The organism is Cytobacillus sp. Bva_UNVM-123, from assembly GCF_046351715.2.
In the GTDB taxonomy this organism is placed as follows: domain Bacteria; phylum Bacillota; class Bacilli; order Bacillales; family Cytobacillaceae; genus Cytobacillus.
In genome coordinates this window covers 344,594-370,847 of sequence record NZ_CM177772.1, presented here as the reverse complement: position 1 = coordinate 370,847, position 26,254 = coordinate 344,594, and the positions used below count along the sequence as shown (strand labels likewise).

General features: G+C 37.2%; 25 protein-coding genes and 1 pseudogene. 7 read left to right on the top strand and 19 right to left on the bottom strand.

Annotation, left to right across the window (positions count from 1 at the left end):
• Positions 1 to 169 precede the first annotated feature (169 nt).
• The 5 genes and pseudogenes from KDN24_RS01930 to lgt form a co-directional block, all read right to left on the bottom strand.
• Positions 170 to 1,195 (bottom strand): C45 family autoproteolytic acyltransferase/hydrolase, encoded by a 1,026-nt coding sequence (locus KDN24_RS01930; protein WP_491348270.1) that lies wholly within the window; start codon positions 1,193 to 1,195, stop codon positions 170 to 172.
• A 3-nt stretch (positions 1,196 to 1,198) separates the two neighbouring features.
• Entirely contained in the window at positions 1,199 to 1,975 is a 777-nt protein-coding gene (locus tag KDN24_RS01925) for a MerR family transcriptional regulator (RefSeq protein ID WP_409975015.1), read from the bottom strand.
• Between the two features lie 997 nt (positions 1,976 to 2,972).
• Positions 2,973 to 3,535 (bottom strand): annotated as a pseudogene (locus KDN24_RS01920) (Pr6Pr family membrane protein).
• 176 nt (positions 3,536 to 3,711) lie between these two features.
• Positions 3,712 to 4,347 carry an NAD(P)-dependent oxidoreductase gene (locus tag KDN24_RS01915; RefSeq protein ID WP_409975014.1) on the bottom strand — a complete coding sequence of 212 codons (636 nt, stop codon included), beginning with the start codon at positions 4,345 to 4,347 and terminating at the stop codon, positions 3,712 to 3,714.
• 74 nt (positions 4,348 to 4,421) lie between these two features.
• Positions 4,422 to 5,222, bottom strand: coding sequence for a prolipoprotein diacylglyceryl transferase (gene lgt, locus KDN24_RS01910; RefSeq protein ID WP_409975013.1), 801 nt, complete (start codon positions 5,220 to 5,222; stop codon positions 4,422 to 4,424).
• 173 nt (positions 5,223 to 5,395) lie between these two features.
• Between lgt and KDN24_RS01905 the strand changes: the two genes are divergently transcribed.
• Together KDN24_RS01905 and KDN24_RS01900 are read left to right on the top strand one after the other, a co-directional pair.
• Positions 5,396 to 6,004, top strand: a complete 609-nt coding sequence (locus tag KDN24_RS01905) for a TetR/AcrR family transcriptional regulator (protein WP_409975012.1) — start codon at positions 5,396 to 5,398, stop codon at positions 6,002 to 6,004.
• A gap of 185 nt (positions 6,005 to 6,189) precedes the next feature.
• On the top strand, positions 6,190 to 6,615 hold the full coding sequence (locus KDN24_RS01900; protein WP_409975011.1) for a MerR family transcriptional regulator: 426 nt from the start codon (positions 6,190 to 6,192) through the stop codon (positions 6,613 to 6,615).
• A gap of 608 nt (positions 6,616 to 7,223) precedes the next feature.
• Here KDN24_RS01900 and KDN24_RS01895 read toward each other — a convergent pair.
• A complete protein-coding gene (locus KDN24_RS01895; protein ID WP_409975010.1) occupies positions 7,224 to 7,982 on the bottom strand; it encodes a GNAT family N-acetyltransferase in 759 nt (252 codons plus the stop codon).
• Positions 7,983 to 8,205: 223 nt separating this feature from the next.
• On the opposite strand from KDN24_RS01895, the gene KDN24_RS01890 reads away from it, so the two are divergent.
• The 3 genes from KDN24_RS01890 to ahpF all read left to right on the top strand — a co-directional run bounded on the left by KDN24_RS01890 (position 8,206) and on the right by ahpF (position 11,924).
• Complete coding sequence (locus tag KDN24_RS01890) at positions 8,206 to 9,426, top strand: MFS transporter (RefSeq protein ID WP_491348269.1); 1,221 nt, start codon at positions 8,206 to 8,208, stop codon at positions 9,424 to 9,426.
• Between the two features lie 386 nt (positions 9,427 to 9,812).
• Positions 9,813 to 10,382: an alkyl hydroperoxide reductase subunit C gene (ahpC, locus tag KDN24_RS01885; RefSeq protein ID WP_409975007.1), complete on the top strand. Its 570-nt coding sequence runs from the start codon at positions 9,813 to 9,815 to the stop codon at positions 10,380 to 10,382.
• 12 nt (positions 10,383 to 10,394) lie between these two features.
• Positions 10,395 to 11,924 carry an alkyl hydroperoxide reductase subunit F gene (ahpF, locus tag KDN24_RS01880; protein ID WP_409975006.1) on the top strand — a complete coding sequence of 510 codons (1,530 nt, stop codon included), beginning with the start codon at positions 10,395 to 10,397 and terminating at the stop codon, positions 11,922 to 11,924.
• A 290-nt stretch (positions 11,925 to 12,214) separates the two neighbouring features.
• Here ahpF and KDN24_RS01875 read toward each other — a convergent pair whose 3' ends face one another.
• The 11 genes from KDN24_RS01875 to KDN24_RS01825 form a co-directional block, all read right to left on the bottom strand.
• Complete coding sequence (locus KDN24_RS01875; RefSeq protein ID WP_409975005.1) at positions 12,215 to 13,141, bottom strand: AraC family transcriptional regulator; 927 nt, start codon at positions 13,139 to 13,141, stop codon at positions 12,215 to 12,217.
• Between the two features lie 318 nt (positions 13,142 to 13,459).
• Positions 13,460 to 14,113: a class A sortase gene (locus KDN24_RS01870; protein WP_409975004.1), complete on the bottom strand. Its 654-nt coding sequence runs from the start codon at positions 14,111 to 14,113 to the stop codon at positions 13,460 to 13,462.
• Between the two features lie 66 nt (positions 14,114 to 14,179).
• Positions 14,180 to 15,343, bottom strand: a complete 1,164-nt coding sequence (locus KDN24_RS01865) for an LPXTG cell wall anchor domain-containing protein (protein WP_409975003.1) — start codon at positions 15,341 to 15,343, stop codon at positions 14,180 to 14,182.
• A gap of 17 nt (positions 15,344 to 15,360) precedes the next feature.
• Positions 15,361 to 15,594, bottom strand: coding sequence for a hypothetical protein (locus tag KDN24_RS01860; RefSeq protein WP_491348268.1), 234 nt, complete (start codon positions 15,592 to 15,594; stop codon positions 15,361 to 15,363).
• 28 nt (positions 15,595 to 15,622) lie between these two features.
• Complete coding sequence (locus KDN24_RS01855; protein WP_409975001.1) at positions 15,623 to 16,369, bottom strand: hypothetical protein; 747 nt, start codon at positions 16,367 to 16,369, stop codon at positions 15,623 to 15,625.
• 20 nt (positions 16,370 to 16,389) lie between these two features.
• The gene (locus tag KDN24_RS01850) at positions 16,390 to 17,484 is read right to left on the bottom strand and encodes an ABC transporter substrate-binding protein (RefSeq protein ID WP_491348267.1); all 1,095 of its coding nucleotides are present in this window, start codon (positions 17,482 to 17,484) and stop codon (positions 16,390 to 16,392) included.
• 28 nt (positions 17,485 to 17,512) lie between these two features.
• Entirely contained in the window at positions 17,513 to 18,334 is an 822-nt protein-coding gene (locus KDN24_RS01845; RefSeq protein ID WP_409974999.1) for an ABC transporter ATP-binding protein, read from the bottom strand.
• Entirely contained in the window at positions 18,325 to 19,239 is a 915-nt protein-coding gene (locus KDN24_RS01840; RefSeq protein WP_491348457.1) for a FecCD family ABC transporter permease, read from the bottom strand. Before KDN24_RS01840 ends, KDN24_RS01845 begins: the two co-directional genes overlap by 10 nt.
• A gap of 120 nt (positions 19,240 to 19,359) precedes the next feature.
• Positions 19,360 to 20,316 carry an Ig-like domain-containing protein gene (locus KDN24_RS01835; protein ID WP_409974997.1) on the bottom strand — a complete coding sequence of 319 codons (957 nt, stop codon included), beginning with the start codon at positions 20,314 to 20,316 and terminating at the stop codon, positions 19,360 to 19,362.
• Positions 20,317 to 20,873: 557 nt separating this feature from the next.
• Positions 20,874 to 21,599, bottom strand: coding sequence for a serine hydrolase domain-containing protein (locus KDN24_RS01830; protein ID WP_409974996.1), 726 nt, complete (start codon positions 21,597 to 21,599; stop codon positions 20,874 to 20,876).
• Positions 21,599 to 21,784, bottom strand: a complete 186-nt coding sequence (locus KDN24_RS01825; RefSeq protein WP_409974995.1) for a hypothetical protein — start codon at positions 21,782 to 21,784, stop codon at positions 21,599 to 21,601. The genes KDN24_RS01830 and KDN24_RS01825 overlap by 1 nt, the downstream gene beginning before the upstream one ends.
• A 135-nt stretch (positions 21,785 to 21,919) precedes the next feature.
• On the opposite strand from KDN24_RS01825, the gene KDN24_RS01820 reads away from it, so the two are divergent.
• Together KDN24_RS01820 and KDN24_RS01815 are read left to right on the top strand one after the other, a co-directional pair.
• Entirely contained in the window at positions 21,920 to 22,369 is a 450-nt protein-coding gene (locus KDN24_RS01820) for a MarR family winged helix-turn-helix transcriptional regulator (protein WP_409974994.1), read from the top strand.
• The gene (locus KDN24_RS01815; protein ID WP_491348266.1) at positions 22,362 to 23,552 is read left to right on the top strand and encodes an MFS transporter; all 1,191 of its coding nucleotides are present in this window, start codon (positions 22,362 to 22,364) and stop codon (positions 23,550 to 23,552) included. Before KDN24_RS01820 ends, KDN24_RS01815 begins: the two co-directional genes overlap by 8 nt.
• Positions 23,553 to 23,842: 290 nt before the next feature.
• Here the strand turns inward: KDN24_RS01815 and ccsB are convergent, their stop codons facing one another.
• Together ccsB and KDN24_RS01805 are read right to left on the bottom strand one after the other, a co-directional pair.
• Positions 23,843 to 25,048: a c-type cytochrome biogenesis protein CcsB gene (gene ccsB, locus KDN24_RS01810; RefSeq protein WP_409974992.1), complete on the bottom strand. Its 1,206-nt coding sequence runs from the start codon at positions 25,046 to 25,048 to the stop codon at positions 23,843 to 23,845.
• Positions 25,049 to 25,301: 253 nt separating this feature from the next.
• On the bottom strand, positions 25,302 to 26,090 hold the full coding sequence (locus KDN24_RS01805) for a helix-turn-helix domain-containing protein (RefSeq protein ID WP_409974991.1): 789 nt from the start codon (positions 26,088 to 26,090) through the stop codon (positions 25,302 to 25,304).
• Positions 26,091 to 26,254: the final 164 nt, after the last annotated feature.

Sequence of the window (26,254 nt, the reverse complement as noted above, 5' to 3'; positions counted from 1 at the left end):
TTAGTAAAAGAAAAAAAAGCGATGATTATTCATTTGGCTAATCAATTAATGTATATGCAGTTGAAAACGATTATTTGGCTGATTTCAAACAAAATACTAAACTAGTCCTACTATTAATATAGCACTAAATGTTGGAGGCTCATAAAATGGAGGTCGGAATGAAAGAAATTTATGTTGGCTGATTTATTCGTCCCATTATATATTCTGGAAGAATGAGTGTACCTTTGATATATTTCTTAAGCGAAAATTTCATTGGTTCGCAATTTTCTCCAATTCCAACGATCATCTCTAAGTCTTTTGGGGAATAGAGAACGGTATGCAGCGTACCGAAGTATTCTTTATAATGTTTGAAAAAAACGGGGGATTCTCCATTATTAAAGTGGTGATAGGCAGATAGAGCAGATAGGTTCTCCAATAATAAACTGTTAACATACTCTTTCCGTTTCATTGAGCCCTCGATAAATGCCCTATTCTTTTCTACTAACTCTTTTGCTTCAAAATGATTCGTACAAACTTGTGGATAATCAGAATGGATCACTTGCTTCCGAGGAGTAGCTTCCACTACTATCCCCTTGCCACTTCGATCAGTAAGAGAATAATTGTAGCAATAGCCATGAGGGAGCTTTGTCATGAATTCGATGGCTTCTTCAATATTTTCACACTGCTCTAACACCATTCTAACGATCGCTGGGGCGATAAAACCCTCACCTCTATGCTCATTATTTACAAAATGCAATCCAACAACTAACCCTTTTTCATTCATTCCGTCTAATCTTCCTAGAACGCTTTGACTAAATCCGACACTTGCATAGCCATCAAGCGGATTCGAAAATACAAGTCTGGCATCATACATATCCGGACTAAAATCGTAATTGCGCACATAATATCCATCATGAACAAGGGCTGTGCAGCCCATTTCAGGAAACATAATATCGTACCCACTAAATAATTGAATAATTTTATGAAGCGGCATGTTTAGACCAAACGCCAAACCTTCCAGTTCTTGCAATATGTTTGGGGAAACCTCCTGCAGTACTTGCTGAGCTATTTGCGAATTGGAGGCAATCGTTAACTCATTAAGAAAATCCATTTGCTTAGAAAGCGCTGATGATAGGATTTCTTTGCTTTGTTTTAAACCAAATTGATAATGACTACCTTTTAAATCTACCAGTTTGACAACTAACTCTTCGTTCATCTATCATTCACTCCTTTTCTCCATTTGGATAACTGGCAACAATAGATCTAGTTCTGTAAAATCCTCTCCGCGATACCATTCTAATATTGATCGGATCGGAACCCATTGGTGCTCAATTGCGTATCGTAGTAATTTTTGATAGCCGTCTTTAATTTTTGTCACAGGTTCTTTAAATGGTAATGCTAAGCATATACAAGGAGGCATATGCTCTATAGCGTCAATTTCAGCTAAATCATGAATGTGTATAGAAGCTGGCACACCGAACCCTATTCGTGCTTTGATTAAATCTTGACCTGATAAATAATGTAAATAATAACTTGTAATCCGCATGTTTAACTTCCTTAACTCATTTGCCTTTTTCATAAAATGCTCTCCAAATTTCCCTGTTTGGGATTCAGCCAGAAACCAAATAATTTTCTCATCACTTTTATCAATTAAATAAACTTGATTCTGAATAGAATTACTTTCTAAATAACGTAAGCTGACATCTAAGAGATCACGCTTCTCTTTTATATCTCGAATCCATACTTCCATCATTTTTTGGCGAGCAGCCTCATCATTTTCCTGCAAATATTTTTGAATCTCGTTTATCGAAACATCAGCTAAACGTAAAGTTGATATTAACTTCACTGTTGCTATTTGACTATCCGAATAAACTCGATACCCATTTGAACTTCTTTCTGCTGGTAATAATAAATTTATGGATTCATAGTATCGTAATGTACTTTTGGATATACCCGTTCTTTCCGAAAAATCCTGTATCGTCATGAACTTCTTCAAACGAACTCACCCCCTTGATTCAATGTTAAACCTTCAAGTAACTTGAAGGTCAAGGGAAATTTTCAAAATAAAGAAGACCTGTTTATGAGCAAGTCTTGAATGTAAAACAATAGGCGTGTCAATATTTGGTTTGCTTGTAAAAACAAGCTTGTGCATTTTGCTTTCATCTCTGGAACGAGACTACCGTAGAGGGATTCGCGAATACTTTGTTCACGTTTGTTCTACTCGTTTGATTACCGAAATGGTGATTGCTTGCTCGGTTCGGGAATGGGTTAGCCTGTTTGATTCCTGTAACGGCGGGGGATTGCTCTTTTCGGGAATGGGTTGGGCTGTTTGTTTCCCGAAACAGTGGGGACTTGCTCTTTTCGGGAACTGGTTAGGCTGTTTGATTCCCGAAATAGTGGACACTCGCTCTTTTCGGGAACTGGTTAGGCTGTTTGTTTCCCGAAACAGCGGGGGATTGCTCTTTTCGGGAACTGGTTAGCCGGTTTGATTCCCGAAACAGCGGGGGATTGCTCTTTTCGGGAACTGGTTAGCCGGTTTGATTCCCGAAACGGTGAGGAGCTTGCTCTTTTCGGGAATCAGTTGGACGGTTTGATTCCCGAAACAGCGGGGACCTGCTCTTTTCGGGAACTGGTTAGCCGGTTTGGTTTCCGAAACGGTGGAGACTTACTCTTTTCGGGAACTAGTTAGCCGGTTTGATTCCCGAAACAGTGGGGAATTGCTCTTTTCGGGAACTAGTTAGCCGGTTTGGTTCCCGAAACGGTGGAGGCTTACTCTTTTCGGGAACTGGTTAGGCTGTTTGGTTCCCGAAACGGCGGGAGATTGCTCTTTTCGGGAATGGGTTGGACTGTTTGTTTCCCGAAACAGTGGGGACCTGCTCTTTTCGGGAACTGGTTAGCCGGTTTGGTTCCCGAAATAGTGGACGTTCACTCTTTTCGGGAATGGGTATTCTTCCCTTTAATAATTTACTTAACCAAACCTACGATTTTCTTATTCAAAACATCCCCCATTTATTAGTTATATCATCTTTTAATAAGCCTGCCTTTTTATAGCTAACAATCACTCGATTCACTAAGATTAGCAAAAATCCAAGTATGGAAAACACAAGAGTATAGGCTGCTATAAATAAAGCTACATTTGTATAGCTGCCAACTCCAACAGGAATAGAACCATTTGGATTTAGAAAAAAATACGGATAGAAACCATCGTAAGCTCCCCTTATTAAAGAAACGACACAGTAACAAATCGGATAAATTAACCAATAGACAACAGATTTATAACTGTATACCTTTTTCTCTTCAAAAATCAGCCAGTTCATTAAAACAATGGGATTAAATAATGCAGGTTAAAGTTTGTCATGATTCGTAAACCACTATATTCTCCACCACTAGAGAGCAGAAAATGGTAAGTAAAAAAAGTAACAAACATATAGATAAGTGCTGCATTTTTACTAAGATCAAGCAACTGATTTTCTTTTTTCTTGATTAATATAAAAAGTGCGCTAGCCGTAAAAGTCAAGGAGACGATGATATTCGAATGAATCGTGAATTTCGTCATGGATACGAATGGTGCAGGAGAAAAAAGAATATGTAATAGCACACTGATAAGTCCGACTATGGCGATTAACATGTGAAAGACCACTTTGGAATGTAATAATCTTTCGGTTAATAAAAATCTAGGCAAGCCAATCCTCCTTAAATTGTCCGATCGCTAATTCTAGTAAACGTAAGCTGCTAACCCGCGATAAAAGGGATTTTTCGCAAGTATTTTTTATCGTCTATTTGCCGAATTAAGAAACGAGCGATATCTGTATTCGTAATCGTACTGCCTGGCATATCGAATAAATTTTCTTTTATAATCCCCTTTTCCATACCTTCAACAACAAAAGGCAGACGTACAAGCGTCCATTCCACCTTACTTTTTTCCAATGCATGTAGTTCCTTTTTCTTATCTATCATCATCTTAGAGAAGAGTACTTCAAATAGTTTTGCCCCTAATTTATTGATGATACTTTTCTGATCCCCTGCTACAGTGAGTGAACCACCTGTAACTCCTATATATCTACTGATGCCAAATTCATTCATCACACTTAGGATCTGTTCAGTTACACGGCTATAAAGCTGTTCCGCTTTCACAGGTTGACCAAATGTATTGATAACGATTTGGCACCCTTCTAGTAAAGCTTTAATAGCAGCATTGTCCTTTGCATCTCCCTGTACAATCTCTATGCGATCATCACGAAAGGTCACTTTTTCTGGATTTCGAATGAGTAAACGAACGTTATAGCCGTGTTCTACTGCTATTTTAGCTATATGCTTCCCAACCTTTCCTGTACCACCGATAATAGCGATTTTCTGATTCTGTTCCAATATAATCCCTCCGACTTTTGTCAACATCGTTTGCTAGTGTTCTTTTAAACAATACAAGCTACGGGCACTTTCTTTTAGGCCCTTACCTTTTCAGGTTTCGCTACACGTCGAAACCAAATGAAACCGATGGCTATCAAGATAATTAGAACTGAAATGACCTGTGCCATACGAATCGTGTCTGTTAACATTAAATTATCTGTCCTTAACCCCTCAATAAAGAATCGACCAAAGGAGTACCAAATTAAGTAAGTTAAAAATAATTCTCCGGTTTTTAAATTGGCTCTTCTAAGGAAAACTAAAATGATAAAACCAATGACATTCCATACGGACTCATATAAAAAGGTGGGATGATAGTGGCGGCCATCTATATACATTTGATTGATGATGAACTCAGGGAGTTTTAACCCCTCTAAGAATTCCCTAGAGACTGGTCCCCCATGTACTTCCTGATTCATAAAATTTCCCCATCTTCCAATTGCTTGAGCCAAGATTATGCTGGGAGCAAGTATATCGGCAAGCAACCAGAATGATAGATTTTTTTTCTTAGAGTAGACGATAATGGTTGCTACTCCTCCAATTAAAGCACCATGAAGCGCAATTCCGCCCTCCCATATTTTAATAATCTCGCCCACATTTTGTGAGTAGTAGTCCCATTTAAAAATGACATAATAGATTCTTGCAGTAATAATCGTTATCGGCAAAGCCCACAAAACCAAATCTGATATTGTTTCATTACGCAAATTTTTTCTTATCGCTTCTTTATTAGCTATCCATAAACCGATTATGACCCCCGTAATAATAATGAGGCCATACCAATAAACAGTTATTGGTCCTAATTCAAATGCAATCCGACTTAAAGCTTCTGGCTGCTCCATTTAGTTCCCTCCAATTATCCAAAAAATAACGAACACTTTGTTGATTATCAATCTTTATGTTCATTATAATAATAAGCAGACTATAAATATCAATAATCAATCGTAATGAAGTTGTTCAGTACTCAACAAATAGAATAATTATGTTTAATAACATAAAAATTAGAGGTGTCAAAATGACTTTGAAGAAAACAGACCGCCGAATTCTGCGAACAAGACGGATGATCATGGATGCTTTTACACAATTGTTAGAGGAAAAAGGATTTGAAGCAATAACAGTCAGTGATCTCACCGAAAAGGCTGACATTAATAGAGGAACATTCTATCAACATTACAAAGATAAATATGATTTGCTGGAGCAAAGCGAAAATGAAATTTTTGACGGACTGGAAAAAATCGTCATTAATTTCTGGAACAATGCAAATTATGATTCTCAAAAAGTGATAAAAATTGATGATCTACTACCTTTAACAATAAAGTTATATGAATTTATGGGAGAGAATTTTATCTTTATGAAAGTTATTTTAGGACCAAACGGAAATCCTTCTTTTCAGAATCGTTTAAAAGAGGTCATAAAAAAGAATCTCCTCCACCGATTTTCCCATTTATTAAAAGAAGAAAATATGATGGTTCCCTCTGATTATTTATTAGCTTATGTCAGCTCTGCTCATCTAGGTCTTATTCAACATTGGCTCGAATGCGGGATGGATCGGCCACCAGAGGAAGTGGCACGGATTTTATCGCAAACCGTTATTTTGGGTCCTGTTAAAGTATCTGGAATCTAGAAAGATAAGAATAGCGGAAGCGCCTTGCTCAGCGGTGTATAAACTGGACTGACCTCGACTTAGATAAAGGAAAACTGAAAATAAGCTTTGAATTGAATTATTTTACATTATTGAAATAACCTCACTTAATCTATTGACTCCGTACCTTAGTTAAGGGTTCATAATAAAATGAGGGGGGGCAGGAAATGAATCATTTAACAATTAGTGAATTGGCAAAGGCATCTAATGTTAAGGTTGCAACCGTTAGATATTATGAAAAAAGAGGGCTAATCGCGAAGCCTTCTCGAACTGAATCTGGATACCGAATGTTTTCTCAAGAATCTGTTGCAGATATTAAAATGATTAAACATGCACAAGATTTAGGATTTACGCTTGAGGAAATCAAAAAACTTATATTAATTTATAAGATTGAGGATTATTTTCCAACAGAGGAAATGTATCAATTTGACAAAATGAAAATGCTAGAAATTGATGGAAAAATTAACCAATTAAACAATTTGAAATCACTATTAGAGAATGCCATGGATTATCCAGTTTCCGAACTGCCACCTCCTAAAGAATCATGTCCTTTGCTAAAAATATTATCTGAAAGGGTGGAAGAAAATAGCTAAGAAAATAGAGATTTTTACGGCTGGAACGTATTTATGTGAGGGCGTTATTAATCAAGTAAATGGAGCTGTATGTAAAAGGGCTGAGGTAATTGTTTATGATTTAAATAAACAAAGTGTTCCCCCTGGATGCGAAGAAAAAGCTTCTGCCTATGGTATTCAATCTATACCTCCTATTGTTGTCGATGGGAAACTGAAAGGTGTAGAGTCACTAAAAAAAAGCAAATTAGCTCACTTGTTTCATAAATAAAGAGAAACTTCATTCAGTGGGGTTTTTCGATGCACAGGTCGTGCTAGTGCAAACGTTCCGACAGGACGCCGCGTTTTTCGACTGCCCCGTCCCCAACTGAATAAATGATGGACTTTTCTCAGAGGAATTGCTAGAATTTGTCGTTCATAGCGATGATGAAGGACTTTTCCCAGAGGGATTGCTTTGTCCTTCATAGTGGTGATGAAGGACATTTCTCAGAGGAATTGCTGGAATTTGTCCTTCATAGCGATGATGAAGGACATTCCCATAGGAATTGCTGAAAATTGTCCTTCATGGTGATGGCGAAGGACATTTCCCAGATGGATTGCTAGAAAATGTCCTTCATTTCTAAAGGAGTTTACTAGTTTTGCAGTAAATTCGTTAATACTTTTTCGAATTTATTAGCACTCAGTATCTCGTGTGTAATAAAGTCTCCATTATAAAACAGACTAAAGGTTGTCCAAACCGCAGGGGCGTTCTGGGCTTCTTCTTTCGTTGTCAACTGATGTATAGTAAAGGGAACACCATGATTCACTGCTATTGCCCTTAAGTCTTCCAGGACACCTACTGCAAAGGGACATTGAGCTGTATAATAAATAACGATTCCTTTTTGTGGAACCGGAGATTTTCCGTTCCGTTTAAACGATGGTCTAATAGCTTGGTCATTCCACGATAATGTAACTAGCTCAAAATAAGGGGCCATTTGATCAGAGAGTTCAAATCCCATATATTCAAAAAAACGTTTCTCACTCAAATAAGGATATTTTTTCTTTCCGACAATATGAACGATTCCATCCATCCCTCGAGCTTTAGCATCTTCTATACACTTATCGAGCAGTTGTTTTCCATATCCATTGTTTTTATATTTTCCTGAAATCCATAAACAATTAATATACATATAATTAGGTGCATGAATAGGGAGCCAAGCCATTTCGGCAGGCAAATATTCAATAAATACTTTTGCACGTTCGTTTAAACGATAGAAAACTAATCCCTCATCCATTCGCTCCGTCAACCATTTTTTCTTCGCGTTCACTGCTTCTTCATATTGTTTTGCACCTAAGGCGCAGCATATGTGTTCATGTTCAATCGTCTTTTTGGTTAGTTGAATCAAGCCCATTTTCCTAAACACCACCTACTTATTTATCCTGTATTAACAGGCTGTAAGACCCCTCAATGATTGGGTTTCACTTTATATAACTATCATATCGCAATCCGAAACAAACGTTTAGTGAATATCCGATTTTATCCAATCTTCTCTCACATTGTAAACTATAGCAATTTTGGAATAGGTATCTCTTTCCTTTTTTGATTAAGCTTATGTATGAGAGGAGTTGTTCTACATGATTAGACAGAAGGGGCCTGCTTCCCTGTATTTATCGCAAGCTTTTTTAGCACAATTATTGTTTTGGACTGTTTTCGCTGTCAACCTTTTATACCAGGTTCAAATTGTCGGCATGAATGCCTTGCAACTTGTACTAGCGGGTACAGTTTTGGAACTAACCATTTTTATTTGTGAGATCCCAACTGGCCTTATTGCTGATTATAAGGGGAGGAAATTCTCCATTGTACTTGGTTATTTTTTAATCGGAATAGGGTTTCTTATAGAAGGTTTATTCCCTCTATTCACAATGATTTTGATTGCACAAGTCATTTGGGGAATTGGTTATACATGTATTAGTGGGGCATTGCAAGCATGGATTACAGATGAAGTTGGATTAAACAAAGTAGATAAGGTTTTTATTAATAGTGCAAAGTATGAAAATGTAGGTACTTTATTCGGCATTTTACTTGCCATTGGAATTGGCTATCTTGCATTACAAGCTTCCATCGTTGTTGGCGGGATTGGATTTTTCCTTTTATCTTTTTACTTACGGAAATCGATGACTGAAACCAAGGTAGTAAAACGCGAGGAAAAAGAATCACTATCTTTTATCCATGATATGAAATCAATGCTGACTAGCGTATTTTCTTCATTCAAAGTGAACCAAATATTACGTTATGTCCTATTAATTGCCTTGATCGTTGGGATTTACAGTGAAGGGTTTGATCGGCTTTGGATTTCGCATATAACGAATAGCATCGAGGGAGCTTTATCCGAAAAAAATATGATTTTCCTTGTCGGAGGTCTCCAATTTGCTACATCTTTTGTAACGATTATCGTTTTTCAATTTTTAAATCGAATGTCGGAGAAGATTGATTTTACTAGCTTATATAGAGTGTTGCGGTTAAGTTATTTCATTCTGATTATCGCGTTAATCGGTTTTGCCTTTTCAACAAATTTAATCGGATTCATCATCTTTTTCTTAATCATTCAAGTCATACGGCATGTAACGTCTACTTTTGAAACGATATGGTTAAATCAATTAATCACAGATTCTTCAAAACGGGCCACATTCTTCTCGTTTAAAGGGCAAGTGGATGCCATTGGCCAAATTGCGGGTGGGCCAGTACCGGGGTTTATCAGCCAATTTTCGTCGATAAAGATTGGATTGGCTGTAAGTGCTTTCCTATTAACACCTGTTTTATTTATCTTTCAAAAATTATCAAAGACGAGAGACTAGTTTGTCTCCCGTCTTTTTTAAATTGGAATCTCCTATTTTTTTGGAAGCACTAGAAGCTTCACCTTTACCTATTAAGTGATAAAATTTATTCGTAATTGAAAATGTTATTATAGCCTCTTTTATAGTAAAATAACGAATTACCTAATCAGCTCATGGCTATTCAGTTAATTTATTACATTTAAGATTATACAATTCGATTAAAAAATTAATTATAAAAATAAAGAGTATATTGTTTGACAAAAAATTAATTGTATATAATAATTTATATCGTATTAGAATTATTATAATTAACAGAGGAATTATTTTTTTGTTAATTATCGTTTGGATTTCTGTCCAAACTAAAAATTGTTTATCATTTATTAACCATATTAGGAGGAAGATTAATTATGTCTCTAATCGGAAAAGAAATTTTACCATTTAAAGCATCAGCTTATGATGCTGGCAGCGGTGATTTTATCGAAATTACTGAACAAAGCATGAAAGGACAATGGAGTGTTGTTTGCTTCTATCCTGCAGATTTTACATTCGTTTGCCCAACTGAGCTTGAGGACCTTCAAAACCAATATGCTGAACTAAAGAGCCTTGGAGTAGAAGTATTCTCTGTTTCAACAGATACACATTTTACACATAAAGCATGGCATGATCATTCAGAAGCTATAAGCAAAATCGAATATATTATGATTGGCGACCCTTCACAAAAACTTACTCGCAACTTTGATGTACTGGACGAAGAAGAAGGACTTGCAGATCGCGGAACATTCATCATTGATCCAGATGGCGTTGTGCAAGCTGTTGAAATTAACGCAGGTGGCATCGGTCGTGATGCTAGCATTCTTGTTAACAAAATTAAGGCTGCACAATATGTGCGCAACAATCCAGGTGAAGTTTGCCCAGCAAAATGGCAAGAAGGGGCTTCTACACTTAAACCAAGCCTTGATCTTGTAGGCAAGATTTAAGGAGAAGAACCAATGGTACTAGATGCAGATATTAAAGCACAATTAGCCCAATACCTTCAAATGATGGAGGGCGATGTGCTGCTCAAAGTTAGCGCAGGATCCGATGAAGTTTCTCGTGATATGCTTGCTCTAGTTGATGAAATAGCTACAATGTCACCAAGAATTAAAGTAGAAAACACACAATTACAGAGAACTCCAAGCTTTAGTGTTAATCGTATCGGTGAAGACACTGGGATCACTTTTGCTGGTGTCCCTCTTGGCCATGAATTCACCTCATTAGTATTGGCTTTACTGCAAGTAAGTGGAAGGGCTCCAAAGGTCGATCAAAAGGTGATTGACCAAGTGAAAAGCATTAAGGGCGAATATCATTTCGACACATATGTTAGCCTAAGCTGCCACAACTGTCCGGATGTCGTTCAAGCACTCAACGTGATGAGCGTTCTTAACCCTAACATTTCACATACGATGATTGATGGGGCAGCCTTTAAAGCGGAAGTGGAGAGCAAAAATATTTTGGCTGTACCAACAGTATTCCTAAATGGAGAATCATTCGGCGGCGGTCGCATGTCACTAGAAGAGATCCTTGCAAAAATGGGCAGTGCCCCAGATGCGTCCGAATTCGCCAATAAGGATCCATTTGATGTCCTTGTTGTTGGAGGCGGACCTGCCGGTGCAAGTGCGGCCATCTACGCTGCACGTAAAGGCATTCGTACAGGTATTATCGCTGAGCGCTTTGGCGGTCAAATTATGGACACGATGAGCATTGAAAACTTTATTAGTGTGAAGTCCACTGAAGGTCCAAAGCTAGCAGCAAGCCTTGAGGAACATGTGAAAGAGTACGATATCGACGTGATGAACTTACAGCGTGCCAAGCGTTTAGAGAAGAAGGACCTGATTGAAATTGAACTAGAAAACGGTGCTGTTCTAAAGAGTAAATCTGTCATCCTCTCAACTGGTGCTCGTTGGCGCAATATAGGAGTGCCTGGCGAAGCAGAGTTTAAAAATAAAGGTGTTGCCTACTGCCCTCACTGTGATGGTCCGTTATTTGTTGGAAAAAATGTTGCTGTTGTTGGTGGAGGTAACTCAGGCATCGAGGCAGCAATTGATCTCGCTGGTATTGTTAAGCATGTAACCGTGCTTGAATTCAGTCCTGAGCTTAAAGCAGATTCTGTCCTCCAAGATCGTCTGTACAGCTTGCCAAATGTAACAGTCCTTACGAATGTGCAGACACAAGAAATCACTGGCACTGATAAAGTCAGCGGACTCACTTACATGGAGCGTGATACGGAAGAAGTGAAGCAGATTGACATCTCTGGCGTCTTTATCCAAATCGGTCTTGTCCCTAATACAGATTGGCTAGGTGACAATGTTGAACGCACAAGAATGGGTGAAATCGTTGTCGACAGTCGTGGAGCAACGAGCATACCGGGCGTCTTTGCAGCAGGCGACTGTACAAACAGCCCGTATAAACAAATCATTATTTCAATGGGATCAGGTGCAAATGCAGCGTTAGGCGCATTTGATTATCTGATTAGAAATTAATCGATAAAAGATTACTCGCTTACTGATTAAAGACGAGAGACAAATTAGTCTCTCGTCTTTTTTGATAATACAAGAATTTATATCTTTGGAGTTAGATGAGTGTCTAGCTCCAGCGACTAGCGACTAGTAAACTTCCGACGCATAAGGACATGCTAGTCACGCTAAGCCTGATTGTGTTTTCTAAGGGCTAAAGCCCAAAGATGCAGGCGTTGCCACAGGACGTGGCGATCTTAGCCTGCGAATCTTATCACTCGTCGTGTTTCCTTTTTCTCAGTCGAGGTCAGTCCAGTTTATACGTCGCTGAACAAGGCGCTTGCGCTTTTCTTAATCGGAATATAAATTTCCATCATCACCATTTCATATTCCCATGGATGACATCTTTCATCGTAATATTCAAAATCATAGCTTGTCTCATCAATCTCATAGCCCGACATCGGAAACCAATAGTTTAAGATATAATTCCAAGTACCTTTAACTGAATCAACAAAGTCATCTGGTTGAACGGGAGGCGTGCTGAAAACAGCAAAGGTAGAAGCAGGAATGATGATTCTTTGGAAGCTGTCTCCTATCGGCCGATCAATCATGTCATCAAGCACTCCGAAAAAATAAGTGAACGTGGACCAATCCTTTTCATTCGCTCGATTTAAACAAAATTCACCATGGATCGAAGGTGAGAACGTATCATAAAGGGTCTTTTCAATTTCACCATCCGTTAATCCGCTATAAAACCAATAGGTTGGTGCATCTCTTGTCGTTCTGACATCTTCCAATTGGATTTCATAGGATCTTCCCACTATTGCAAATGAATCCTTCGTGATAATTTTTGGCTGATAGATCATTCCACCTGTTTTGTTTACCTTTAGCTCTTCTAAATTGATAACAGGTGGTTCTGCATTTGGACAATGCATGCGATAAGTAGCTGGTGATACACCAAACACTTTTTTGAATGCTTTTGAAAAACCTGCATACGATTCATAGCCATAATGAAAGGCAATATCATTGATGCTTGCCTGTTGACTCATATCTCTTAAAGCAAATTGCAGCTTTCGTTTCGTCACATACTCTCTAGGTGTTTCCCCAACCACGTTTTTAAAAATCCGCAAGAAATGAAACGGAGAATAGCTAATATGCTTTGCTAAGTCGTCTATTGATATGGCTTCTTGAATATGTTCATCAATGTAATCAATCACTTTTTGGAAAGTTGCTGTGTATTCCATTTTGTCACCATGCTACCTATTATATTTTCATATTTTAGTTTTCAATTATTATATCAAAAAGGGTCATTTTAATGTGAATATTGAACGAACCAGTAAGAAAAGTGCCGATTATTTCGACGCTTGCCTATTTAGGGTATCTTCGTACATTGTTTCACCCACTTTAAAAAAATCTTCATCAATACGCAAAGAAAACAACTTTTTCCAAAAAACACAAAAAGACCTCTTACGGTCGTCTACCCAAAGAGGTTTTTTATGCACACCATATTATTAATTATCAATCCTTGTTTTATTAGTTACAAAATCTAGAAAAGCATTTTCTTAATGGAATATTTCCTCCATTTCATGCTTCTCTACTATATTCACCAGTTTTCCTTGATAAATCAGTCTCTTTTTTGTTGGTGTTGGAACATCGCAAGTGATAAGCGTTAATCCATCAAACGGTTCAGTTAAAACAGAAGTATCTTCTTCATTCACGATGTACGGCTTTTCCATTTGGTATTCGTACACTTTTTCATGATTCATTATATAGACACTTCCGCCTTCCGTTAATTTCGTAAGCGGTTGAAAAAGAAGACCTTCTTTTTTCATATGATGTCCAGCCAAAATAACATTCCCAACATCAAATCCTTGAAATACTTCATTCATCATCCCAGCACCCTTTAATAGATTTGTATTTGTAGCCTCACGAAAAATGGGTAGCTTTAAATTTACGGATGGAATCGCTAGTAGGCCAATGCCGACATTATTTTTAGTATCAGAAAACATGGCTTTTAATACATCCTGATCATTTGCAAAATCGATATCTGCAATGGACTTGCTTTGCTCTATGATTGATTCCTGTTTGGGCTCGATTGTAAGATTTTCATAGGATTTTTCAGATAGAGAAGAAACCATATAGTTTTTAATAGCTGGAGTAATTAGAAAGATAAGCCCTATCACTATTAAACATATAGGCAAAATTCGCTTTTTCATTTCTTCACCATCTCTCACAAGTTTTAAAAAAGGGAGAACCGAAGCCATTCTCCCTCATTCTTTAGATTAAATATCTGTTTGTTCTCTTTTCTTTGTTCTCAGCATGGCTAGTCCCATTCCTAATAATACTAAACCGAATAGACTTGTCCAAACTGTAGATGAGTCCCCAGTTTTAGGGAGTTTATTAGAATCACCTTTAGCTGAGTCATCTGTTGGACCTGTAGTGTTTTGTTCTGTCTTTTGCTCTGTATTTTGAACTGTTTTATCCTGATTACCCTTAACAATAGGTTGAGCTTCTAATTCATTAAGGTTTATCCCTAATTCAGCTAATTTCTTGTCATTTTTAACTAATTTCTTCTGAGTAGCTGTTAAACCATCATACGCCTTCTGTGCCTCCTCTACCAATGCTTTATCAGCCATTGTAAGTGCTTGAGCCTTTGGAAGATTCGTAATCAAGGATTCAACCTTTTTCACAGCTTCAAGTTCTGCCCCTGCTTGCGCTAATTCGGCAAGCTTAGATTCTAATTCTACTAGCTTCTCAATGTTTGCTACTAAGCTTTGTTGGTCTTTAGCTAAGCTTCCGTATTCTTTTCTAGCCTTTTCTACCGCTGCTTTATCTTCAATTTTCAAAGCTGAAACTGCTGGTAGATTAGTAATTAAGTCTTCGACAACCTTTACCGCATCTTGAGATTTTTTTGCCGCTGCTACAGTAAACATAATCGTTTCTTCTTTCCCTAATGCCGTGCCATTGTTTGCCGTTAGCTTACTTTTAATCACTAATGTATATGTTTTTCCGTCTGTTAAAGGCGCAATAGGACGAATAAAAATATGACGTTTCTCATCTTCGTTAGCATTTTCTCCTTCATCAGGAATTCTATCTACTTGAATAGCAATTGAGCTTCCTTCTGAATCAGCTAAAGTAATAGCTTGTTTATTCGTTTCCCATACTATTGAGCTCACTACATTTTTGTTAAAGATTAGTTTAATTATAGGATTCGTATCTACATCTTGGCTATCCTTAATATCTTTTCCTGTTGTTGAGGCATTGTCGGAAATAGTCGTTAAATAGGCGCCTACAAAAGCACCACCGGAACCAGAACCGCCACCTTTTCCGCCTCCACCGCCTCCACCACCCCCGCCACCAGCGGCAAGTGTTATGGCAATATTACCGAATAAAAGCCCGATTGTTAATATTCCTGTAAATAAAAATTTAAATAACTTTTTGTTCATGTTCATTTTCCTCCCAGTTATAAAATATCTTGGAAATCTTTGTAACAGCTGAAGCCTTCCGCAGTCCAGCGACGATAGCGACAATTGTAGCAAGTCGTCTGATTGTCATAAACAATCTCATCTTCTACATCCATTTGAAAAAATTGGCAGCTTTCTGCCATTTCTACCGTTGCCTTAAATACTTCCTTACAATCCGCATTTCCAGAAAACGTTGCAACTCCGTTGTGTACTCTCAAATAAGTATTTTTCATACATACCTCGATTATTTTTCTAACATGATTAATATTTTTTAAGCGTACTACCTGCACAAGGCACCCAATTATCATTTCCATCCACATTAACTGACTCAACTAGAAGCACAGACTTATGATCGAGGAACACACTTTTTAGCTTGTCTCCTAACGTTATATACTCATTGTCATCTAGAATAAACCCAGCCTCAGTTCTAACGATATCGATCGTTGTATCCTCAAGTATTTCCTTGACTGTAGCTATTTTCTTGTTAGAATTCACCTTGTGTTTCCCTTTAAAGCGTCCATCATTTCCTGTTAATCGTAGACCCACACCTGCTAATGCTCCAATTACACCCTGTCCAGTACCACCATGCTCTGATAGATGAATAGAAAGAGAGTTAGCTAACTTGTATGTGTCTTCTTTCGTTAAAACCTCTTGCTTTGCTTTAAGTCCAAAATAAACAATTTCTTGATGCTGGTGCTGAGTTAATCGTTCTGGAACGAATACACAAAGTCCTGGATCAGAACCTTCTGCACTTTCTGTATGTAAAATATGGATTGCTTCATCTATGACTTTTTCAAGGTCGTTGCTATTAATATCCGCCTCAAAGCACATAGAACTATTATGTGACGTATAAGGGATATCCGGATGGATAAACAACTGATGGCGAGTAACACCTTGGCATGTCCCCCCATAATTGGATTCGATTGATTTTGCAATTTCAACCGCAATTTCCCCAGTTCCTTTGCTATCAATATTGTCTGTATCATCAATGCATATAAAAACTTTCATTGCCATTCCTCATTCCTAAATTAATTTCCCTTCGGTGCGCGCATATCTTTACCAGATAGGATTTGCTTCATTTCATCTGGTTGTAATGTATAATCAAAGAAGTTTTCATAGAATTCTGCCGTTATTTCAGCTAAATCAACATTGGCAAATCGATCTGGATACAAGGTTTTAGCCGTCCAAATAATAGCAAGCGGAGTTTCTAATCCACCTGGATGCCCCCAACGAGAGACACCGTTTGGTAACTGGAACACCTTATTCGCTTTGACTGCCTTTAATGTTTGCCATTGTGGACTATCAAGAATGTAATCTGCAACACCATCTTGGTTAACAAGAATGACATCGGGATCCCATAATAATATTTGCTCTATACTTGCAAAGTATTTTTTCTCAACTAGCTTTAAGTCCTCTCCAACCGAAACATTGATGGCACCAGCGACTTTCATCCATTCAGCTGGTAAAGAGCCAGCAGGGTCAGTCCTCGTAGCTTCCATGACAGAATGATAAACTCTCACTTTATCCTCATCAGGAATATCCTTCACTCTTTCAGTCACTAAAGCTATCATTTCATTATAAAAATCATTGAACTGTTTAGCCTTCTCGGATTTCCCAAGTACTTTACCGATCATGGCAATGGATTGTTGTTGCTCTTTCATCGAATTGAAGTTCACGACAAGATAGGGAATCTTCATTTCTTCAAGCTTTCTCACTTCTCCTTCGTCTTGTGCGATAGCCTCTTGAATTAATATGAGATCAGGATTTGCATTAGCAAGCTCCTCAATATTGATTTTGGTCTGTTGATTTGGAACAACCGCATCCTTAATCACAGGATTTATTTTATGTAATAATCGATCGAGTTTTAGTCCATTATTGACTGCAACAATTTTATTTCCATCTCCTAACATGGTCACAACATGCCCAGTATACGCATACAAGCAAGCAATGCGATCGATCTTTTTAGGAATAGCTACTTCTCTACTCAAGTAATCAATGACTATTAATTCGTCGCTGTTTTCATTCTTTGCGGTCGTTTGAATTCGACTTTTATCATCACAAGCTGTTAAAACTATGACACACAATAAAATGAAAAAAGGTACGTAATATTTTTTTAGCTTCATGCTATGTTAATCACCTTTTCCATGTATATCATTTTGCGACTTCAATAGGGATAAGCCCTCTAATCTGTTCATTGTTCATCGTTATAGAGGAGATTAATTTCGAATAAATACTAAAGGTACTTAGCATATTCGCTTCGGTTAATACGTCTGTTGGATTTCCCATCTCCTCAAAAACATGATTATTCATTAAGGCAACCTGTGTATTAACACCACTATTTTCAAAATAGAAGGCATGATTAGGAAAATGGGTTGCCATAATAATAGAAATGTTTTTCTCTTTTATTAACTTAACGATTGTTTCTAAAATAATTAACTCATGTCTAAAATCTAAATGCGCAGTCGGTTCGTCCATTAGTATGACAGGGGTTTCCTGCGTTAGTGCTCTTGCTAGCATTACTAGCTGGGTTTGCCCCCCACTTAATTGTGTATAAGGTTTATCCCTTAAATGAATTAAACCTAGAGTTTCTAACGCCGATTCTGCAATTGCCAAGTCATCGGCAGAAGGAGAAGAAAACGTACGAGAGTATGCTGCTCTCCCCATTAAAACGATATCAATTACTTTGTAAGGGAAATTCTTCGTATGACTTTGTGGAACGTAGCCTATGCTTTTTGCTAAATCAGCCGGTTTGATTTTACTAATTTGTTTATCGTTTAAAAGAATATGTCCACCTGAAGGCTTTAAATAGCCGAGGATACATTCGATTAACGTCGATTTTCCACAGCCGTTTGGGCCAAACAAACAGAAAATTCCTCCTGTTGTCAGTTCAAAGCTAATCTGTTTAAAAACTGTGGTTTTTCCATGCTCGAAGCTTAGATCTTCTATTTTAAGGACTGGATTAATTATGACCATCCCCCTGCTTTTCTTTTTAATAGGTAAACAAAGAATGGAGCACCAATGATTGCCGTTAGAATACCTAGGGGAATTTCCGACCCTGTTAAACTTCTTGATAGATTATCGACCATGACTAAATAACAGGCCCCAATTGAAATACTAGTTGGGATTAGTAAACGATTGTCATTTCCTACGAGCATCCTGCTTATGTGTGGGATAATCAAGCCAACCCAGCCAATAACACCGCTTACACAAACAGCCCCTGCAGTAGCTAAAGTAGCGGAGATAATTAATATTCCTTTCAATAGGCGAAGATTAACCCCTAATGCACGTGCCTCTTTATCACCCATTGAGAGTATATTAATTCGCCATCTTATCAAAACTAACCCGATAATCCCTATTAACATGGGCATTCCAGCAATCATAATATCCTTATAGCTAGCAGAAGCTAAGCTTCCCATTAACCAAAATGTAATTTTTGGCAATTGATCATACGGATCTGCCATATATTTAAGTAATGAAATAAGTGATGAAAATACGCTTGATACAATCGTTCCACCCAAAACGAGCATGACAGTAGGAGTAGTATTATAGGTTCTGCCAATAAAATAACTTAAAATAACGGCTAAAATACCAAAACCAAAGGCAAACAAATAAATCATGATCGTCTGATTAAAGAATAAAATCGCCAGTGCTGCACCAAATCCTGCGCCCGAGCTTACACCCAAAATACTAGAGCTGACTAATGGATTGCGAAATACCCCTTGGAAAGCAGCGCCACTTACAGCCAGACTTGCACCTACAAAAACGCCTAATAATGCACGGGGTAGACGAATATCCCAAACAATTGAAGCAGCCATTTCCCCAGTACTATAGCTAGTGACGCCAAGCTTATTTAAAATGACAGCAAAAACAGTAGCCACATCCAATGGATATCTCCCTAATAAAAGGGAGACAAAAATACAAATGAACGGCCCAGCGATTAAGCTACTATAAATTAACTTTTTCTTAATTTCCTTCACCTGCTTACATAGAAGAGAAGTTTACTGCTTTACATGTTTTTTTCTTTTATAAAAATAAATCATAACGGAGGCAATCATAGCTACCCCGATTATTACAAGCAAATATATATATGTATTTTTATTACTTGATGGAGTCTCAGCAGCCTCAACAATTGGTGCTGAAGCTTTTTCGTATGGCACTGATTTCGCCGCCTCTATCTCAGATGCAATAGTCGGCTCGCTTTCAGCACTATCTTCATCTAGCTGTTGATTAGCATCTAGTTTATCGTCATCTGATACATTTTCCTCAGCTTCTTCGGATGGTGCCTGTTCAGCAGCTGGCTTCTCATCTACCTTACTTGTTGTACTTGCAGTGTTTTTGTTTTCAGTTTTATTTTTACTTTCTCGTTTAGTTGTCTGAGAATCTTTAGAAACAACCGGTTCACTTTTCGGTGTATCTTTATTCACTGGAGTAGATGGTTCGGATTGCGGTGTAGCCTCTTGAAGACCATCATTGTTAGGTTCTGGTTTTTCTCCTTTAGTTGTAAAACTAATCCTCGTTTCCTTCCCTGTTGATATTCCACTTTTCGAAGTGAGCGATCCGCTAACGACAATAAAATAAGTGGTGCCTTGAGTAAGATTATCAACGGGAGTAATGATGGCATCATTTCTTTTTTCGAATTCAATTTGATCATCTGCAAGAAATAGGTTGATAGGGACTTTTACTCCGTCTTCCGTTTGCAACGAAAAACATTTCTTATTATTTTCAACTACTTTCATATTGACGATATTTTTACTAAAGGTAAGTACGATTTCTGGTTTTAGCGAAACCCCTGTAGCACCATCGCTGATAGAAGATGAACTCAAAGTTAGCGGCTCATTTTTTCCGCCACCTGTACCACCCTCAGCAGAAGCAATTTGCCCAATAGAGAGGCTAAACAAAATTAAGATGAAAAGGAGTATTCTAGCGTTTGAAAAGAACATTCCTTTTCTACCCATAAGCTTCACTCTTTCCTTCATGTTGTGATTAAAACCGTATTTTCCAAAATCTTATCCTTTCCCATGATTGTAGGTTCACCAGCATTGTTATAGCGGTGTAAGGAGCAATCAAATCCTAAATACTCACTAAGTTATGTAAAATTACCCAATTGAAATTCTACGATTTTCATTATAAAAGAATATTATTTTCACATCTGTGATAAAAGTTATATTTAGTTTGATTTAATTAAATATAGTTATGTTTTGTATGATTAAGTTATGTTTTGTGCGTTTTGATTATATGAACATGTGTAAGTACGCAATACACTGTCTATCATTGTTTACACCCATATTCAACGTTTATTTTAAATTAAAAAGCCCTAAATGCTTTTTTATAGCATCTAGGGCAGAATAAATTCGCCATGAAGGTGAAAAAGTATTATCAATTTCCCCATCAGTTCTTATACCATGTCGCTCTTACGTCTTCCAATAGGAGTGCGTAAGCTCTTCCGACAATCGAAATGATTCCTTTGCGGTAATTTCAGGCTGATAGGTCAACCCACCTGTTTTGTTTACCTTTAATTCTTCGTTACATACTCCCGTAAAAATGCCTCAAAATAGCTGTTGGGTAGTGATTGATTTTTGCTATCTAGCTGGCCTTTGACAGCTGCCACTAAATTTAACTTTGGGACGATGAATATATTTTGTCCATATATACCGTTTGCATAAAAGTAATTAGGATGGTTACTACTCTTAGCTATCCAAAATTGATAACCGTATCCATAAGTTCCATATTCTGATTCGCTTACTTGTTTATAAAGGGTTTGTGACTCGCTAATCCAATTCGGTGAAATAACTCTTTTCCCCATATATACACCTTCATCAAGCAAAACTTTTCCGATTTTCATCATATCTTCAATATGAATGGATAGACTAAAGCCGCCACCATGTATACCTTGAGGATCAGCAACCCAAATATATTTATGAATCCCAAGTGGCTTGAATAAATTTTCCACTGCAAAAGAAGCGGTCGTCTCTCCGGAAACTTTTTGGATTATGGCACTAAGGAGATGTGAATTTCCCGAATTATATTCAAATGTTGAACCCGGTTCATTGATAACAGGTTGATTCAATATTGACGTAACCCAGTTTTTTGACGCTTGGAAATTAACTACCTTTAAACCGGAAGTCATCGTAAGAAGGTGAAATAATGTTATATCCTTTTTCTGAATCGCAACACTATTACCCATTTCAGGGAAATAATGATGGATAGGAGTGTGAATGTTTAGTTGCTTCTTTTCCACTAAAATCCTCGATTAACATCGAAATAATACTTTTTGTAATCGAGTAAAACCTTGGTCGGCTTTTCTTTTATTTTCTTACTTTTAAAGTACTCGAATATTCTCTCGTTCCCTTGATTAATAATGAAGCCTTCGATTTTTACTTTTTTTAGCTTCTTTTCTAATTTTTTTAAAACTTCCTCGTTCATTTTTCCCCCCGCTAATAAAGATTAATACTGTTAATGTAACATATAAAACTTATCCATTTGCTATTTTTAAAAATAAGCGTATAATAACCCTTGTGCAAAAATAGTTATCAAAGATAACTAAATAGGAGGTTAATTATGAGACCGTTATATCAAGAAATGTTTCATCAGTTGACTTTAACAACTCGGCCATTTGAAACACAGTTAAATGAACAACTAATGGAATATCATATACATCGTACCGAGTGGGCCATCTTGTATTACCTTATGCTTGATGAACATATTCGTTTAGTTGAAATTGGCAGACTATTAGGGATGGATAAACCGAATGTTACACGTACGATAAAACGTCTTGTTGAGTTAGATTACATCGAACTATCCCCCTCTCAAAGTGATGGGCGTAAAAAAAATATTAAAGTCACGGAAAAAGGATATACCTTATTTCACACATTACGAGCGTCTATTAACGTCTTTGAATTAGAGCTGTTAGAGGGAGTTTCAGAAGAAGAACAGCGCAGCATGTACAGTACATTAAAAACAATTCAACAAAATTTAATTAAGAGAGCAGGCGAACAATTAAGTGAGTAATACTAATACAAGAGAAAAATTATGGACGAAGGATTTTATTATCATGTCCGTCATTAACTTTAATCTTATGCTTATTTTTTATTTATTAATGGTGACAATGGCTTCCTTCGCTGTGAAAGAATATCACGCTTCCGTTTCACAAGCCGGACTCGTTTCAGGTATTTATATTGTCGGAGCATTAATTGGACGGGTCGTGACAGGTCGAATTATTCAAAAAGTAGGCACGAAAAAAATCTTAATGGTCGGCTTAATTTTATTTGCCTTAACTATGTCCTTTTACTTCATTCAAGCTGGGATTACCGTGTTATTAATAAGCAGACTAGTAAATGGAATTGCTGTTGGGGTTGCCTCGACAGCTACAAGTACGGTCGTAGCACAAATTTTACCGAACACTCGTCGAGGTGAAGGAATTGGTTACTATAGTATGAGTACAACACTTGGTACAGCGATCGGGCCTTTCTTCGGACTCATGTTAAGTCAATATACTACTTATTATGTTATTTTCATGTTATGTATGCTTTTGGCCATCATTGCTCTTATCAGTGCCTTCTTTACCAAAATACCGAAAAGTGAAGTAAGTAAAGTACAAGATCAGAAAGGCTTCCATTTTTCACAGTTTATTGATAGACGAGCACTCCCAATTGCCATCATCATGTTATTATTTGCTCTAGGTTATGCAAGCATTATCTCATTTCTTAACTTCTTCGCGGAAGAACGTGATTTAGTTCGCGCATCAAGCTTTTTCTTCTTTATATACGCAATCGCAATTCTTCTGACACGTCCATTTACTGGTCGCATTATCGACACAAAAGGAGCCAACTATATTATTTATCCATGTGCCCTTTTATTTGGAGTAGGTTTACTGCTTTTAAGTAGTTCGCATAGCACCTTCCTTCTATTACTATCTGGGGCTATTATCGGGATTGGCTATGGGAATATTTCTTCTACTCTTCAAGCCCTTGCCATTAAAGTAACGACGTTTGAAAATATGGGATTAGCTACGTCCACATATTTTATCGGATTAGATGTAGGTCTTGGCTTCAGTCCTTATTTCTTAGGATATTTAGTTCCCTCTCTCGGTTATAGCCAGCTATATGTTTGGTTAGGAATTTTTATGTTTATTATCATGATTCTTTACTTTTTCTTACACGGAAAGAAAGATCGTTTATTATTAAAAGGTTAATAGAAAAAGAGGGTGTCCCAAAAGTATAACTTTTAGGGGCACTCTCTTAACTTGTCCGTTGATTTCCGTTCCAGACGCTTCGCTTTCCTTGGAGCAAGCGGTAAGCCTCCTCGTCGCTCACGCTCCTGCGGGGTCTCACCTGTCAGCTTTTCCCGCAGGAGTCTTCGCGTCTTCCACTCCAATCAACTCAGCGCAAAAATTAGGATGAACTTTGCCAAATAAAATTGTTATTAACGACCTTTTTAGTCAGCTTCACATCAATTTTTATATCACAAATAAATTAACTAAATCTAAGCATATGAATGCAGCCCGGCAATGACTAAGTTCACAAATACTTGGTTAAAAATAATTGTCCCAAAGCCAATAATAGCTAGCCAAGCTGTTTTTTCTCCATCCCACCCTTTTCCAATCCGCAGATGGAGGAACACAGCATAGAATAGGAATGTAATTAGTGCCCACACTTCTTTAGGGTCCCAGCCCCAGAAACGAGTCCATGCAATTTGCGCCCAAATCATGGCGAAGAAAAGCCCGCCTAATGCAAATAAAGGAAATCCAATGACAACTGAACGGTAGGAAATTTCATCCATTAAAGTTAAGTCTACTTTATTAGTCAACGGACGCAATAATTGAGAAATTTTTCTCCTAGCTATTAAACGAATTAAACTATACATAATAGAACCGATTAAGAATGACCAAATGACCGTATTTAATTTAGCAGCTTCAATTATAGGAGGAACGGTAATCATGCCTTCATAATGATCGGCTGGTTCATATGTATTCGTATTTTTATCAGCTAAATTGACTGGTGTTGCCCCACTCGGGATCACAATAGCAGGTAAATGATAGTTATATACTTGAGCTTGACCATCTTTATTTTCAAAATGATAGCTTGCCTGATAATCCATGATTCTAAATGTTAAGGTAATCGTAATAAATCCAATCACGACAATGACGAAATACATGATGAGTTCTAAAAAGAAAGATCTGCTATCCTTTTTATTCGGATCTACAGACTTGAGTAAATAAATTAAGCCCGTGACAAATGATACTGATAATACGGCGCTCGCTATTGCAACCGTTAACACATGAATCGTCAGCCAATGACTTTGTAATGCCGGGATAAGTGGAGATACTTCCCTAGAGAACATGCTTGCATATGCAATAATTAATACCGAAATCGGTAATAGAAATAATCCTATTATCGCTTGACGATATAAATAAAAAATAACAAAAAAGCTGCCCACTAGCATTATTCCAAAGAATGTCAAAAATTCGTATAAGTTGCTCACCGGTGCGTGGCCAGCGGCAATCCATCTTAAAATAAAGTAATTTAACTGAGCCAAAAACCCAATAGCCGTCAAAGACATGGCTAATTTAGTATAAATGCTTTTCTTAGACTTTACAGCTGCCCCAAACGGAACAATTGCGATTAAGTACACAATAAATGAAAAGTATAGGGATGAACTACTAATAACTAATAAAGAATCAACAGACATCTTACCACTCCCATATCATAACGTATGATCATTATTAAGTTAGATGGGGGCCCGACTCGTCTTCAAGCACTGAGTGGTATAATAAAGAACTGTTATCTATCAATCCACTTATGAAGCAAAGGAAGCAAATTGGCATTTACACCAATAATCCCCAACAGCGTCCATTGTATCATTACTCCTACTGTTACTTGTAACCATTTTAGGACATTAGTGTGTCATTTTGAGGAAGATTTAGAAAAGCGAAACATATTTATTAAAGATCATTCAACTTTTTCATCATTTTCTTCTTTAGTTTAAAACCTAGCTTATTAATATGCTCTTCATTTCTTACCAATAGTTTATATGCTTCAAGCGGAAATGACGTTCGCGTTAAAATGTAGACACCAATTGCGATCAACCCAATACAGACTGGATAATAGGGCACTAAAAATTCGGAAGTAATAAACTTTCTTTCTATTCCCAATGCTAAAAGCCCGACAGCAAATAAACAAGAACCTATTAAATTTATAATGAAATATTTTTTTTTCATATTTTCGTAACTTATGGTTAATTCTTTGAGATATTTTTCATCAAATAGCAAAGGCTCTGTCTTTAGTATTTTATATTGATCTTCTTCTAAAAATGTCGCTGACACAAACATCCCCATTCCTAATGTAGCAAAAATGATGGTCGGGATCATAAATATCCCTAGATTTTGTTTAAAGATGGAATAAGGGATAAAGGATAAAGCAATTAGGAAAATCCCTAATGCGAGATACTTAGAAATTCTATGTGCAGACAGCAAGTACCCTTCTGCCATTTCTTTGCTAACATAATATCCCGCTTCCTTATCATTGTTAGGTTCCACAGAATTCTTTAACAGATAGTCCAGCGAAACCTCAAAAATGTTTCCAATCATAAGTAATTTTTCAGTTTCAGGATACCCTTGACCATTTTCCCATTTGCTAACGGCTTGCCTTGACGTATTTAATTTTTCGGCTAATGCCTCCTGAGAAAGTCCTTTTTCCTTTCTCAATTTAAAAAGTTTTTCACCGAATGTCACTTCCGTTGAACTCCTTTCACAAATTGTTCTTTTAGAACTCCTTGTTTTTATAAATATGAATTGATATCAAATTCGATATAATTAAAAATATTCTATCTTTTTCTGAAACAAGTACTTCCAGCATATCATCTTTATTGCGATAAGACACCATCACATGGGGATCT